We start from the raw sequence: 14120 nt of genomic DNA on the forward strand, positions 1-14120 counted from the left end.
GGCCCGTTCATGCGCTGAGGGGGCGGCATGAGCAGGGCGTCACGAGCGCACCAGCGCCTCGCGGTCCGCTATTTCGACGACCGCATCCTGCTCACGGACACCTGCGCATGGGCGTACTTCAGACTCCCGACGGTCAGCTACGAGTTCGTCACGCCTGAGGAGCGCGAGGCGCTGGCCACCAACATCACGATCGCGCTGGCCGCGATCAGGATGCCCGACGCCGAGGTCCATCTGAGGGTCGCGCACCGCACCTACCCCGCGGCGGAGTGGGCCATGGCGCTCAACGCCACGTCCGACGAGGGGCCGGGCTGGCGCGACTACCTGGAGGAGATGTACCGGCACGTCTGGGCGAAGGACTTCTGGTCGAAGGAGGTCTACCTCGGGGTGCGGCTCGGGCCGCGCGGCAAGCAGCTCGGCAGCGGCGTGCTCAGCCAGCTCCTCGGCTTCTACCAGAAGACCGAGAAGTCTCTCGGCATGGAGGACGACCACGTGCCCGACAGCGAGATCGGGCGGTGGACGGAACAGGCGGAGCGGCTGGGCAGAGCGCTCGCGTCGAGCGCCCTCTACGCCAGGCACGCCACCTCCGTGGAGGTGGCGTGGTTGTTCCAGCACGCGGCCGCGGGCGCTCTGGGCGACCCGCCGCCGTCGGCGAGCCCGAAGCGGCGCTGGGGCAGGGGCGAGATCGAGGCGCTGGTGGAGGGCGAGATCCACAACGGCAGGTCGTTGTTGCGGATCGTGCAGCCGCAGGGCGACTCGTACGTGGCTCATCTGTCGTTCGCGCGTTTCCCCGATCTCATGCCGTTCCCCGACGGCGAGCCGTGGATGCACTTCGCCGACCAGCTCGCGTTCCCCGTGGAGATCTCGTCGCGGATGCGGCTGATCCCGCCGGTCAAGGCGTCCAAGGACGTCGCGCGCAAGCTGGCGCACGCCCGCGACATGGACCACCACATCCGGGAGGCGGGCGCGGAGGCGCCGCTGGCGCTGGCGGAGCAGATCGACGCGGCCCGGATGCTGGAGCACGGCATCACGAAGGAGCGGCTGCCGTTCGTGTACGGCTGGCACCGCCTGATCGTGTCGGCCCCGACCGAGGACATCTGCGTGCAGCGGGTGGAGGCGGTCGTCGAGCACTACCGCGACATGGGCATCGACGTGGTCAACTCGACCGGCGACCAGTTCTCGTTGTTCCGCGAGGCGCTGCCGGGGGAGAAGGTGCAGGTCAACGCCTACGCCCAGCGCCAGCCGCTGAGGACGATCTCGGGCGGCATGGCCACGGCGACCGTCGACCTGGGTGACCGGCTGGACGACGGCAGCGAGGGCTGGCTGGGCCCGTACATCGGCGAGACGGTGGGCAGGGCGCGCAGCATCGTGCACTTCGACCCGCTGCTGGCGGCCAGCCGTAACCGGCCGACCGCCATCGCGATCACCGGGGAGCCGGGCGGCGGCAAGACGACGCTCGCGCTGCTGATGATCTATCAGATGGCGTTGCGCGGCGTGACGGTCGCGGTGATCGACCCGAAGGGCGACGCCGAGTCGCTCGTACGGCTGCTCGACAAGCGGGGGCGTAAGGCGCGCATCATCCCGCTCGGGTCGGCGGCGCCCGGGCTGCTCGACCCGTTCTCGTTCGGCGACGACATCGCGGCGAAGAAGACGATGGCCACCGAGACGCTGCGCCTGCTGCTGCCCCGCATGTCGGAGGAGCGAGAGTCGGCGATGATCCAGGCGGTGGCCGCGGTGTCGAACGCGCCCGACCCTTCGCTGGGCAAGGTCGTCGACTTCCTGGAGCAGGCCGGCGACGCCGCGTCGAAGAACCTCGGCGCGGTGCTGCGCTCCATGTCGGAGATGCATCTGGCCAGGCTCTGCTTCGACCCCTCCGGCGGCGACCAGATCGACACGGAGGGGTGGACGACCGTGTTCACGCTGGGCGGGCTGACGCTGCCTGACGTGGCCACGACCAGGGACGACTACTCCTACGAGCAGCGGCTGTCGGTGGCGCTGCTCTATCTGGTCTCCCAGTTCGCGCGCAGGCTGATGAACGGCCTCGACCGGCGCGCCCCCAAGGCGATCTTCCTGGACGAGGCGTGGGCGATCACCTCCACGCCCGAGGGCGCCAAGCTGGTGCCCGAGGTCAGCCGGATGGGCCGCTCCCGCAACACCGCTCTGGTGCTGGTCTCGCAGAACGCGGGAGACCTGCTGAACGAGCAGGTGACCAACTGCCTGTCGTCCGTCTTCGCGTTCAGGTCCACCGAACGGGTGGAGGTGGACCACGTCATGTCCCTGCTCGGGGTGGAGCAGTCGGAAGAGCACAAGGCCGTGCTGCGCTCGCTCGGAAACGGCGAATGCGTATTCCGTGATCTGGATGGCAGGGCGGGCCGCATCGGAGTAGACCTGATCTCCGAGGAACTTCTCCGTTGGCTCGACACGAACCCCACACACGACAAACCCGTCGCCGACGGGCATGATGATCTTCAGGGGGGCGTGGGCAGAGCGCAGGAGGTACGGTCATGAAGGTCCGGCTATCCCGACGACTCGCGCTGGCGTTCGCGCTCGTCACCGCCGTGCTCGTGGTGCCCGTCGTGGTGGGTGGTGTGTCCACCCCGGCGGCCGCGGCGCCCTGCGACCTGTCGGGCGCGCTCGCGCCCGAGGTGATCGGCGGCGGCACCGACGGCATGATCCAGCCGCCGCCCCCCGAGGGCGGGCCGCAGGCTCCGACCACCAACTACGGCCAGTTCGGGATGAGCGGCCAGTTCTGGCACACCCACGAGCTGGGCTGTTCCGACTACGTCGCCGTGCTCGGCAACATGTGGGCCAACGGCATCTTCACCGCTGCCAAGGCCGTCGACCGGCTGACGATCACCACGTACCAGGCGGCGGCGACCGAAGGGCCGCTCCAGTCGATCAAGGACGTGGTCGACGACATCGTCACGAACCTGGCCGACGCGATGTACTGGCCGCTCCTCCGCCCGATCGTGATCATCGGCGCGATCTGGCTGGCCTGGTACGGCCTGATCCGCAAGCGGGCCACCACGACCGCCGAAGGCGTGATCTGGATGGTCCTGGCCGTCACCGTGGCGGTCTGGTTCTTCAGCAGGCCCGGTGACTTCACCGGGCTCGGCAAGGTGGTCACCGACAAGACCGGCGAGGTGGTCAACTCGGCGTTCTCCGGCCTGCCCGGCGCGGGCGGCGCGTCCTGCCTGCCGCCTCCCGGCGACAGCGATCCCGAGCTCAAGCCGGGCGGCTTCGGTCAGGGCGGCACGCCGGGCGTCGAGCAGAACGCCGACGCGCTGTGGTCCACGCTGGTCTGCAAGCCGTGGCTGGTCGGCCAGTTCGGCACCGCCGACCCGCAGCAGCCCATCGTGCGCGACTTCGGCCGCAAGATGCTGGAGATCCAGTCGATCCCGCCCGCCGTCGCCGGCCAGCCCGCCCCTGACGTGGGGGCCCGCCAGTCGGAATACGCGGAGCTGGCCTCGAAGCTCAGGAACGACCCCCGCTACACCGTCTTCTCCGGCAGGGACTGGTCCAACCGGCTCGGGGTCGCCGTCGGCGCGTTCATCGCCGCGCTGGTGGCCGGCACGCTCATCTTCCTGGTGGCGGTCTCGCTGCTGGTGCTGAAAGTGGGCTTCCTGCTGCTGCTCATCCTCGGGCCGATCTTCCTGCTCATCGGCGTGCACCCGGGCAGCGGGCGGATCATCGCCATGCGCTGGGTGGAGATGCTCGTCGGCACGCTGCTGAGACAGGCCGTGCTGACGATCGTGCTCAGCGTGCTCGTGTACGGCTACGCTCTGATCATCTCCACGGCCATGCCGTGGGGGCTGCAGGTGCTGTTCATGGCCCTGCTGACGATCGCGGTGTTCTTCTACCGCCGCCCGTTCCAGCACCTGTTCGCCTCGCTGAACGGCCACACGGTCACCACTCGCATGCTCGGCGAGGCGGCCGGCTCGTCCGTGCTCGAACGGTCCGCGGGCGCGCTGCCGCCGGTCGCGTCGGCCAGGATCGGACGCTGGGGGCTGCGTAAGGCCGAGCCGGTCATCAGGGCGGCGGCCGCGGCCAACCCGGCGGGTGCGGCTGCCACGGCGGCGACAGGCCAGGCCAGGGTCCGCGCCGAGGAAGGGGAGGGCGCTCCTTCCGGCACCCGCGTCCCGGCCACGGCGGCGCCCCTCGACACCGACCAGCAGGGCGGCAAGGCGGCGACGAGGGCGCCGCTCGAACCACGCAGGGGCACGGCGCCGCCGCTCAACCTGGGCACGCCCACCCGCACGCGCGGCGGGGCGGGCGGCGCCAGGCCCGGCGGCGGTCCTGGAGGCTCCGGTGGCGCGGCCGGAGGCAGGGCCGGTGCGGGCGCGGGCTCCGGCGGGTCCGCGGGCTCCGGCGGCGGCTGGTTCGGCGGCGGGTCCGGTGGCGGCTGGGCGCGGCGCGGCGGATCGTCGGGCGGCTCGCGTAACGGATCGTCGGGCGGGTCGCGCGGGTCCCGGTTCGGCGGGTCAGGCGGCACACGTTCCCGCGGCTCCGGCGGCGGGCTGTTCGGCGGTTCGAACGGTTCCGGCGGCTCCGGCAGGACGCGGTCCGGCGGCGGCGGAGGAGGCCAGGCCAGGCCGCGCGGCGGCCAGGCGGGCCCCCGGATCTTCGGCTCCGGCGAGTCGTCGTCCCGCTCCTCGGAGGCGCCACCGCTCTGGCTGCGCAGCGGCAGCGACGGTGGCGGCTCCGGAGGTGACAGCCCCTCCGTGCCGTTCTGGCTCAAGCCGAACTCCCCCGACAAGGACTGAACGTGACTCCTCCGCGCCCTGAAGGGAGCGGCTTCTCGCCCCGCCTGCGCGGGAGACGACGGCCAAGCCCTGACCGATGCCCGAAAGCACGAAGCCGATCCTGTCCAGAGGTGGCGACAATGGCTGAGGTCCTGGCGACGGTCCCCTCGGGAGGATCTGATGGCACAGCCAGGTGACCGGCGCGGGCTGGCCTTCGCCGTCATCGTCGTGGTCGTCGCCGCGGTCGGCGTCTACCTGACGATCGGGCCGCCCTCGGAGGAGCAGGCGGAGCCCGCGCCTGAGACGACCACCGCGGCCGTCACACCGGCCGCTTCGAGCACGCCGCTGGCGACCGCGAGCGCCGAGCCGTTCGACGTCTACTCCTACCTGCCCATGCAGAAGGAGCAGCTCGCCGCGGCCGCGGACCTGGCCGAGCGGTTCACCGCCGAGTACGGCACGTTCCGTTACGACGAGGATCCGGCGGCCTACGCGACGCGGCTGAAGGCGTACACGACGGCCGAGTTCGGCAACGAGCTGACCAGAACGCTCTCCTCCGCGGGCACCATCGAGCAGAACCGCAATGACGAGATCGTCTCCACGGCCACGGCCAGGCTGAAGGAGATCAGGCAGGTCGAGAAGACCTCCATTGTCTTCGTGATCAGCGCCAGCCGGCAGGTCGCCGCGAAGAGCGGCGGCAAGCAGCACAACGAGGAGTACGCGGTCACGGTGAGCCAGGAGGGAGCCGACTGGCGGGTCTTCGACCTCCGTCCGTCGACGGAGGGCCAGGAGGGGGACATTCTGGAGTGAAAGGTACGCGTCTCGCCCTGGTGATCGGTCTCGCCGGGGCGTTGATCCTGGTGGCGGTCATCGTCTCGCCGATGTTGCTGATCTCGTTGCCGTCCTTCATCTCCGGCGGCGGCAGCTCCGTCGACTGCGAGGACGACACGCAGGTGGAGGAGGTGTCCGACTCGGGATCCTCCGACATCCCCGGCATATACCTGGAGCTGTACAAGAAGCACGGCAAGAAGATCGGCGTGCAGTGGAACATCCTGGCCGCCGTGGGCAAGCGCGAGACCGACCACGGCCGCTCCGACCTGCCGGGCGTCAAGAACGGCACCAACCACGCGGGCGCGGCGGGACCGATGCAGTTCCTGATCTCCACGTGGGGCGGCAAGACCAGGATCCCGATGTCGTCCGACTTCAACGGCTACGCCTCCGACGGCGACGGCGACGGCGTGGGCGACGTCTACAATCCCGCCGACGCCATCCTGGGCGCCGCGAAGATGCTCAAGCGCAACGGGGCACCGGAGAACGTGCGGCAGGCGCTGTTCGTCTACAACCGGGCCTGGTGGTACGTCGACCAGGTGGTCGAGATCGCCAGGAAATACGCCAGGTCCGGCGAGGTGAAGGTGCCGCCGCAGGCCTCGGAGGAGTGCGACGACCCGCTGATCGAGGCCGCGCCGAGCGACGTCGTCGCCAAGATCCTCGAGTACGCGCTCGACCAGCGCGGCAAGCCGTACCTGTGGGGCGGCACGGGGCCCGACGCGTTCGACTGTTCTGGCGTCATCTACGCGGCCTACCGGGCGGCGGGGTTAGTGATCCCGCGTACGACGTTCGTGCAGTGGCCGTTCGGGGTGAAAATCCAGGAAGGGGACGAGCAGCCGGGTGACCTGGTGTTCTTCAACTCCGGTCCCGGCACGTCCGCGAACAACCCCGGCCACGTCGGCCTGGTCGTGTCCAAGGGCAAGATGCTGGAGGCGCGCTGCCGGCTGTGCGGGCCGATCAAGGTCACCGGCTACGAGGCCCGTACCAACCGGGTGGGCTTCACCCGCCCTCTCCAGAACCCCGACGTGCTCGAACAGCTCAAGAAGCTGCAGAATCCATCCCTGTGAGGAATGTGACGTGATGAGCACGGTCGTGGTCGTGGCCGCGGTGATCGTCGCCCCCGGCGGCCGGGTGCTCGCGGCCCAGCGCGCCGAACCGGCGGCGCTGGCCGGCGGGTGGGAGTTCCCCGGCGGGAAGGTGGATCCGGGGGAGGACGAGCGGACGGCGCTCGTGCGGGAGTGCCGCGAGGAACTCGGCGTCGAGATCGCGGTGGGCGAACGCGTGGGCGGTGACTGGGCGCTGTCGGCGGGGTATGTCATGCGCGTGTGGCTGTGCTCCCTGATCTCGGGCGTGCCCGAGGCCAAGGAGCACCTGGCGCTGCGGTGGCTCGGTCCCGGCGACTATTACGACGTCGACTGGCTGGGCGCTGACCTGCCCATCATGAAGACCGTGGAGAACCTGCTGCCCCGGTGACGAGTCTCTCACTCTGTGTGACATGATGGTGACTCGGTGTGATTTGTCGCAACGGGGGAGTGGGAATGATGCGGCGTGGCTGGATCATTGCCGGAGCCCTCCTTCTGACGGCGGTGCCCTGTGTGCCCGTGGGGGCCACAGGGGTGTCGCTGGTGCTCGAGCGGATCAAGGGGTCTGATGGCGCGGGCAAGCGGGTCAGGACGGGGGACGTCCAGCGGTTCAAGGTACGGCTGAACGGGATGGGCAGGGGCGCGAGGGTCGCGGTGGCGGCCAGCCCGGCGGAAGCGCTGGCGGAGGTCGTCTGCGCCCCTCCGCCCGATCATCCCGCCTGGAGTCCCGGCCCGGGAGTTGTCATGCCGGAGCATGCCAGGCTTCCCGGGGCGGACTGGGAGGAGCCGGCGGGAGGCTCCCGGGCGGAGGCGGTGACGGTGGGGGAGGCGGCCTCCGAGGAGCTTGCCGTACGCGCGTTGTCGGTCCTTTCCGGCTCCACCCGCACCAGCACCTCCCTGCCGGGAACGCGGGTGTGCGGGCTGGGCGAGGTCTCCGGGGAACGATCCGTGGAGGTGACGCTCACCGCGCCGGCCGGAGTGACGGCCGTGGCGCTGGCGGCGGCCGCCTGGATGCGCACCGACGCGGGTGACCGGCTGACGACCATGGCCGACACCGTCTCCACCCGGGTCAGGAGCACCGTACCGGCGACCCGGCCGCCCGGACCGGACGAGCCCGGCGGCGGAGCACGGGTGCCCTACGGAGTGCGGGACCGGTCGCAGGACGCCGACCATCCTGCTGTCGCCGGCGCCGATGGCCGGCCACCGGCCGGCCCTGGGGCGGGCGGATGGCCTGGTACGGAGTTCTGGCCGCCCGCCGGTCCCGTGGCCGGAAGTGGGCGGCCTCCCGGTTTCGGGGTGGACGGCCCGCGGCCCGTCGGTCCGGAGGATGGGCCGCCTCCCGGTTACGGTGCGGAGGCACGTTCACCCGCTGGTGCGGAAGGACGACGGCCTGCCGGCGCCGAGCGGCATTCCCCCGTGTGGCGCGGTGCGGGCGAGCCCGGGGTGAGAGAGCGAGGCGTGGAAGCGCGGGAGCCTGTGGAGGCCGGTGCGCAGGAGCACGGTCGGGCGATCCGCGAGCTGGAAGGTGCGCGGCGCGAGGCGCAGGGACCACCGGCCATGCGGGGCGGGGCTGAGGAGCAGGGGCCGCCCGCCGTCTCCCCGCAGCGGGCGCCAGGAACGTCAGCACAGGGTGAGGGCGCGGATCCCGAACCCGCGCAACAACCGCCCATCTGGACGCAGTCTCAGGGCTCCCCGTCTCACGGGTCCCGGTCTCATGGGGGAGTGCAGTCTCGGGGGTCCGGCCAGCCTCAGGGCGCCGTGCCTCAGGGCGCCGTGCCTCAGGGTGTTGCGCCTCAGAGGGCCGGGCAGCCTCAGGGCGCCGGGCAGCCTCAGGGTGCCGGGCAGCCTCAGGGTGCCGGGCAGCCTCAGGGGGCCGGGCGACCTCAGGGGACGGCGCAGCCCGGTGCCGTGCGGGCTCAGGGGACCGCCCAACCTCAGAAGACCGCGCAGGCTCAGAAGACCGCGCAGGCTCAGGGCCGACAGTCCCTGCCCGCGCAGAACCGGGGGGCTGCGCAGGCTCAGGGCTCGACCCGGTCCCACGGGTCCACGCAGTCGTTGCCCTACGGGAACGCCCACGAGTTGCCTGACGGGCTTGCGCAGGCGTTCCCCGACGGGGCGCCACAGGTGGCGGCGACCGCGGGAAACGTTCCGTCCCCGGAGATGTCGTTCCCGCCGGCCGCAAGTCCGAGGTCGGCGCCGTTGCCGTTCGAAATGGTGTCGTCGGCGAAACGTGTGCGCCCGGAAGAGGGGGTCAGCATCGTGGACGGCGCGACGGGTTTCTGGCTGGCGGCCGCAGCCGTCGGACTGCTGCTGGGGGCCTTGAGGCTCATTGTCACGGTACAACAGGGCCGTAACCGTAAATTGGAGTTGTAAATCGGTCTTTACTGTTACTTTGACCCGGCTAGTATTCCATTGACCATGGTTTCGGGACTGGCGGAGGGCAACGGTGGAGCGCACGCGAGCGACAGCCGTGTCCGCGATCGTCCTGGCGCTGGGCCTCGCCGGTGCGGGCGCGGCCCCGTTCATCGTGCAGAGCGCCAGCGCGTCCACGGCGGCGTACGACCCCATCGACGGGTGCAATCCCGGCGAGGTGTGCGACGCGTGGCCGGAGGATCCCGAGACCACGGTGACGGTCACGGCGACGGCGGGCCAGCCTCCTCCTGACGAGCCGGAGGAGGAGCAGGATCCGCAGACGACGATCACCCAGACCGTCACCGCGACTCCTACGAAGACCACCAAGAGCCCCACGCCGAAGAAGACCACCAAGAGCCCGACTCCGAGCAGCACGCCGTCCACTCCGCAGCAGCAGCCGCAGCCGCTGCCCACGCAGAGCGTCGAGGTGCCGCCCAGCACCTCCGCCACTTCCACTCCTGAGGAGAGCGTGGAGATGCCGACCGTCGCGCCGACCGAGACGCCCCCCAGCGCGCCGTTGAGCGAGACGCCGCCTGCCTCCTCCGAGGAGGTGCCGCTGGAGTTACGGAACGCGGCGCCCGAGTTCGACCAGCGCACGCTGACGCAGAAGCTCAGCATCCCGGCCCTGGTGCTGGTGCTGCTCGCGCTCTTCGCCGTCCTCATCTTCGAGGGGCGGCTGCGCCGGATGGCCCACGCGGCGGCGGTACGCAAGGCGGGGCCGATGGCCCAACCGGAGATGCCTCCTGGTGGCGGCTACCCGGCGGGCCCGGGCTACGCCACGGCCGGCTTCCCCGCCCCCGGCTATCCGGGCGGCACGGCGTACGCGCCGATCATCAGCTTCGTCCCCGTGCAGACCTACCCCGGCGGCCAGGTGCAGTACGGCGCCGTCTACCAGGACCCGCAACCGGCCCCGCCGCAGGACTACCCGCACGAGGAGCCGCCCACGGCGGAGGAGCCGGTGGTGCTGCACCCGGACGAGTTCGGCTCCTACAGCCACGAGCCGCCCAAACAGAACGAATACCGTGACCCGTTCGAGCCGGTGATCCCGCCTGCGGACATTCCGCCGGGGGGCGCGAGCCCGTACGACGATGAGAGGGAGCGCCCGAGCGTGCCGGCCTCGGCCGCGGAGCCGGGTGACGCGGAGCCCTGGCAGGGCCCGTCGGCCTCGCTGTTCGAGCCGCCCGTCCGCGGCGGGAACTACGACCCGCCGCCCTACCTGCCCGCCGACGGCGACGTGACCGCGATCCAGCCGCTGCCGGACCAGGAGCCTGCCTCCGAGCAGCCGGCAGGCACGCGGGAGGGCCAGGGGCCCGCGCAGGAGGCGCCGGGTGACGCCAAGCGCAAGCGCCGCTGGGGCCGCAAGAAGTAGGCGCGCGGCGCGGAGGACAGGCGCACGTCGGGGAAGACGTGGACGCACGAAGGCGGGGGCCGGATCATCCGGCCCCCGCCTTCCGTGTCAGCGCCCTACGAGGTGCGCTTGAAGATCTTGTTGCCCAGCCACACCAGCGGGTCGTACTTCCGGTCGACCACGCGCTCCTTCATCGGGATCAGCGCGTTGTCGGTGATCTTGATGTGCTCGGGGCAGACCTCGGTGCAGCACTTGGTGATGTTGCAGTAGCCGAGGCCGTGCTCCTCCTGGGCCGTCTCCTGCCGGTCCGCCACGTCGTACGGGTGCATGTCCAGCTCGGCGATCCGCATGAGGAAGCGCGGGCCGGAGAAGGCCGGCTTGTTCTCCTCGTGGTCGCGGATCACGTGGCAGATGTTGTTGCACATGAAGCACTCGATGCACTTGCGGAACTCCTGGGACCGCTCGACGTCGACCTGCTTCATCCGGAACTCGCCGGGCCGGACGTCGGCCGGCGGCGTGAAGGACGGGACCTCCCGGGCCTTCTGGTAGTTGTAGGACACGTCGGTGACGAGGTCCTTGATGACGGGGAACGTGCGCATCGGCGTGACCGTGATGGTCTCGTCCTCCTCGAAGGTGGACATCCGGGTCATGCAGCCCAGCCGCGGCTTACCGTTGATCTCCATGCTGCACGAGCCGCACTTGCCCGCCTTGCAGTTCCAGCGCACGGCCAGGTCGGGCGCCTGCGTGGCCTGGAGCCGGTGGATGATGTCGAGGACGACTTCGCCCTCGTTGACCTCCACGGTGAAGTCCTCGAGCCTGCCCTCGCCGCCCTCACCGCGCCAGACCTTGAACTTTGCCTTGTAGCTCATGACTTCGCTATCCCGTCGAACTCGGTCATCTCTTCGTCGGTGAGGTATTTGCTCAGCTCGTCGCCTTCGAAGAGGGTGATCAGGTCGTCGCGCATGCGCGGCTGGATCTTCTCTTCGACGCGGACGGCCGAGCCGCCCTCAGTGGAGCAGACGAGCAACTTGCGGCGCCACTCCGGGTTCATCCCGGGGAAGTCGTCGCGGGTGTGCCCGCCGCGGCTCTCCTCGCGCAGCAGCGCGGCGCGAGCCACGCACTCCGACACCAGCACCATGTTGCGCAGGTCGATCGCGAGGTGCCAGCCGGGGTTGTAGACGCGCGAGCCGGCCGCTCCGACCAGTGCCACGCGCTCCTTGAGCTTCTCCACGACCTGGAGAGCCTCGGCGACCTCGTCGGGCTTGCGGATGATGCCGACGAGGTCGTTCATGGTGCGCTGGAGCTCGTGGTGCACCTCGTAGGGGTTCTCGCCGCTGCGTCCGAGCGGCGCGATCGCCTCCTCGCGGGCCGCTTCGACCGCGTCGTCGGCCACCTTGGGCCGGGCCGCGAGCCCGTCCACGTACGCGGACGCGCCCGCGCCCGCCCGGCGCCCGAACACCAGCAGGTCGGACAGCGAGTTGCCGCCCAGCCGGTTGGAGCCGTGCATGCCGCCGGAGACCTCGCCGGCCGCGAACAGGCCGGGCACGGCCGCCGCGCCGGTGTCGGCGTCGACCTCGACGCCGCCCATGATGTAGTGGCACGTAGGGCCCACCTGCATGGGTTCGGCGGTGATGTCGACGTCGGCCAGCTCCTTGAACTGGTGGTGCATCGACGGCAGCCGCTTCTTGATCTCCTCGGCGGGCAGCCGGGTGGAGACGTCGAGGAAGACGCCGCCCTGGGGCGAGCCGCGACCGGCCTTGACCTCGGCGTTGATCGCGCGGGCCACCTCGTCACGCGGCAGCAGCTCCGGCGGGCGCCGGTTGTTGGCCTGGTCGGTGTACCAGCGGTCCCCCTCTTCCTCGCTGGTGGCGTACTTGTCCTTGAACACGTCGGGGACGTAGTCGAACATGAAGCGCTTGCCCTCGGAGTTGCGCAGCACGCCGCCGTCACCGCGGACGGACTCCGTGACGAGGATGCCGCGCACGGACGGCGGCCAGACCATCCCCGTGGGGTGGAACTGGATGAACTCCATGTTGATCAGGTTGGCGCCGGCGAGCAGGGCCAGGGCGTGGCCGTCGCCGGTGTACTCCCAGGAGTTGGAGGTGACGACGTAGGACTTGCCGATCCCGCCGGTGGCCAGGACGATGGCCGGCGCGTCGAAGAGGATGAAGTTTCCCGTCTCGCGCCAGTAGCCGAACGCGCCGGAGATCGCGTCGCCGTCCTTGAGCAGCCGGGTGACCGTGCACTCGGCGAAGACCTTGATGTAGGCCTCGTAGTCGCCGTGGGTCTCGTAGTCCTCCTGCTGGAGCGCGACGACGCGCTGCTGCAGGGTGCGGATCATCTCCAGCCCTGTGCGGTCACCCACGTGGGCGAGCCGTGGATACTCGTGCCCGCCGAAGTTGCGCTGGCTGATCTTGCCGTCCTTGGTGCGGTCGAACAGCGCGCCCCAGGCCTCCAGCTCCCAGACGCGGTCGGGCGCCTCCTTGGCGTGCAGCTCGGCCATCCGCCAGTTGTTGAGGAACTTGCCGCCCCGCATGGTGTCACGGAAGTGCACCATCCAGTTGTCGTCGGGGTTGACGTTGCCCATCGCGGCGGCGGCGCCACCCTCGGCCATGACGGTGTGCGCCTTGCCGAACAGCGACTTGCAGACGATCGCCGTGCGCTTGCCCTGCTGGCGCGCCTCGATCGCGGCCCGCAGGCCGGCGCCGCCCGCGCCGATGACGACGACGTCGTACTCGTGGCGCTCTGTGTTTATCGAGTTTTCCACTGAAGCTGGTCCTTACGCGAACGGGAAGGCGATGATGCCCTTGGCGACCAGACGGACATAGAGGTCGGCGCCCATGACGGAGAACATCGAGGCCCACGCGAGCTGCTGGTGCTTGGCGTTGAGCTTGGAGACGAACGTCCAGGCCCGATAGCGCAGCGGGTGACGGGAGAAGTGGTTGAGCCTGCCCGCGGTGATGTGGCGGCACGAGTGGCAGCCGAAGGTGTAGCCGAGGATGAGCACGGCGTTGACGAGCAGGATCCACGAGCCGAGGCCCAGCGGCTTGTGCACCAGCGCCAGGACGGCGTCGTAGGTGAGGATGGCGCCGATCACCACCGCGAAGTAGAAGAAGTAGCGGTGGATGTTCTGGATGATCAGCGGGAACCGGGTCTCACCGGTGTATTTCCCGTGGGGCTCCTGCACGGCGCACGCCGCCGGCGACAGCCAGAACGAGCGGTAGTAGGACTTGCGGTAGTAGTAGCACGTCAGCCGGAACCCGCCGGGCAGGCCGAGGATCAGCAGCCCCGGCGGGAGCGCGTACCAGCCGCCGACGGGCGCCCACCCGAACAGCCGCGCCCCGTCGCAGACCTCCTGAGTCGTCAGGCAGGGCGAGGCGAACGGGGCGATGTAGGGCTCGACGAAGTTGCTCGTGTCGATGATCGCCCACACGCCGTAGACAAGGAATGAGCTGAGCCCGAGGAACGTCACTAGCGGAACGAGCCACCATCGGTCGGTGCGCAGCGTGCGCACCTTAACCTGGGCACGCTGCCTTCTCGCTGGTGCTTCGGGCGTCGTTTGGGTCATCGCGGACCTCTCCACCTCCCGCGGACCCATCGCGCGGGGGGTCCGTGGTTTTCGTATTCGCTGGGCGCGCGGATGGCGATCTCCGCTCAGGCGCGCGTTGGTGGGGGATACGTTACGACGACAGGATCGAGTTTAGTGAGCGGGGT

10 protein-coding genes are annotated in these 14120 nt (G+C 70.4%); 6 read left to right on the plus strand and 4 right to left on the minus strand.

Annotated elements, in window-relative coordinates:
* Positions 1-27: 27 nt before the first annotated feature.
* The 5 genes from ABGB01_RS22050 (at position 28) to ABGB01_RS22070 (ending at position 7037) form a co-directional block, all read left to right on the plus strand.
* Positions 28-2505, plus strand: coding sequence for an ATP-binding protein (locus ABGB01_RS22050; protein ID WP_347646323.1), 2478 nt, complete (start codon positions 28-30; stop codon positions 2503-2505).
* Positions 2502-4760, plus strand: a complete 2259-nt coding sequence (locus ABGB01_RS22055; RefSeq protein WP_347775422.1) for a type IV secretion system protein — start codon at positions 2502-2504, stop codon at positions 4758-4760. Before ABGB01_RS22050 ends, ABGB01_RS22055 begins: the two co-directional genes overlap by 4 nt.
* 159 nt (positions 4761-4919) lie before the next feature.
* Positions 4920-5546, plus strand: coding sequence for a hypothetical protein (locus ABGB01_RS22060; protein ID WP_347775423.1), 627 nt, complete (start codon positions 4920-4922; stop codon positions 5544-5546).
* Positions 5543-6631, plus strand: a complete 1089-nt coding sequence (locus ABGB01_RS22065) for an NlpC/P60 family protein (RefSeq protein ID WP_347775424.1) — start codon at positions 5543-5545, stop codon at positions 6629-6631. Before ABGB01_RS22060 ends, ABGB01_RS22065 begins: the two co-directional genes overlap by 4 nt.
* A 13-nt stretch (positions 6632-6644) precedes the next feature.
* Entirely contained in the window at positions 6645-7037 is a 393-nt protein-coding gene (locus ABGB01_RS22070) for a (deoxy)nucleoside triphosphate pyrophosphohydrolase (RefSeq protein ID WP_347775425.1), read from the plus strand.
* A gap of 319 nt (positions 7038-7356) precedes the next feature.
* On the opposite strand, the gene ABGB01_RS22075 is transcribed toward ABGB01_RS22070, so the two are convergent.
* Positions 7357-7725 carry a hypothetical protein gene (locus ABGB01_RS22075; RefSeq protein ID WP_347775426.1) on the minus strand — a complete coding sequence of 123 codons (369 nt, stop codon included), beginning with the start codon at positions 7723-7725 and terminating at the stop codon, positions 7357-7359.
* Between the two features lie 1367 nt (positions 7726-9092).
* On the opposite strand from ABGB01_RS22075, the gene ABGB01_RS22080 reads away from it, so the two are divergent.
* Entirely contained in the window at positions 9093-10427 is a 1335-nt protein-coding gene (locus ABGB01_RS22080; RefSeq protein WP_347775427.1) for a hypothetical protein, read from the plus strand.
* A 95-nt stretch (positions 10428-10522) separates the two neighbouring features.
* Here the strand turns inward: ABGB01_RS22080 and ABGB01_RS22085 are convergent, their stop codons facing one another.
* From ABGB01_RS22085 to ABGB01_RS22095, 3 genes are read right to left on the minus strand one after another with little or no spacing between them, the layout of a single operon-like run.
* Positions 10523-11275, minus strand: coding sequence for a succinate dehydrogenase/fumarate reductase iron-sulfur subunit (locus ABGB01_RS22085; protein ID WP_132600105.1), 753 nt, complete (start codon positions 11273-11275; stop codon positions 10523-10525).
* Entirely contained in the window at positions 11272-13161 is a 1890-nt protein-coding gene (locus tag ABGB01_RS22090; RefSeq protein ID WP_347775546.1) for a fumarate reductase/succinate dehydrogenase flavoprotein subunit, read from the minus strand. Before ABGB01_RS22090 ends, ABGB01_RS22085 begins: the two co-directional genes overlap by 4 nt.
* 24 nt (positions 13162-13185) lie before the next feature.
* Positions 13186-13974 (minus strand): hypothetical protein, encoded by a 789-nt coding sequence (locus ABGB01_RS22095; protein WP_347623261.1) that lies wholly within the window; start codon positions 13972-13974, stop codon positions 13186-13188.
* Between the last annotated feature and the right edge of the window lie 146 nt (positions 13975-14120).

This window comes from Nonomuraea sp. B5E05, from assembly GCF_039880665.1.
Taxonomy (GTDB): Bacteria; Actinomycetota; Actinomycetes; order Streptosporangiales; family Streptosporangiaceae; genus Nonomuraea.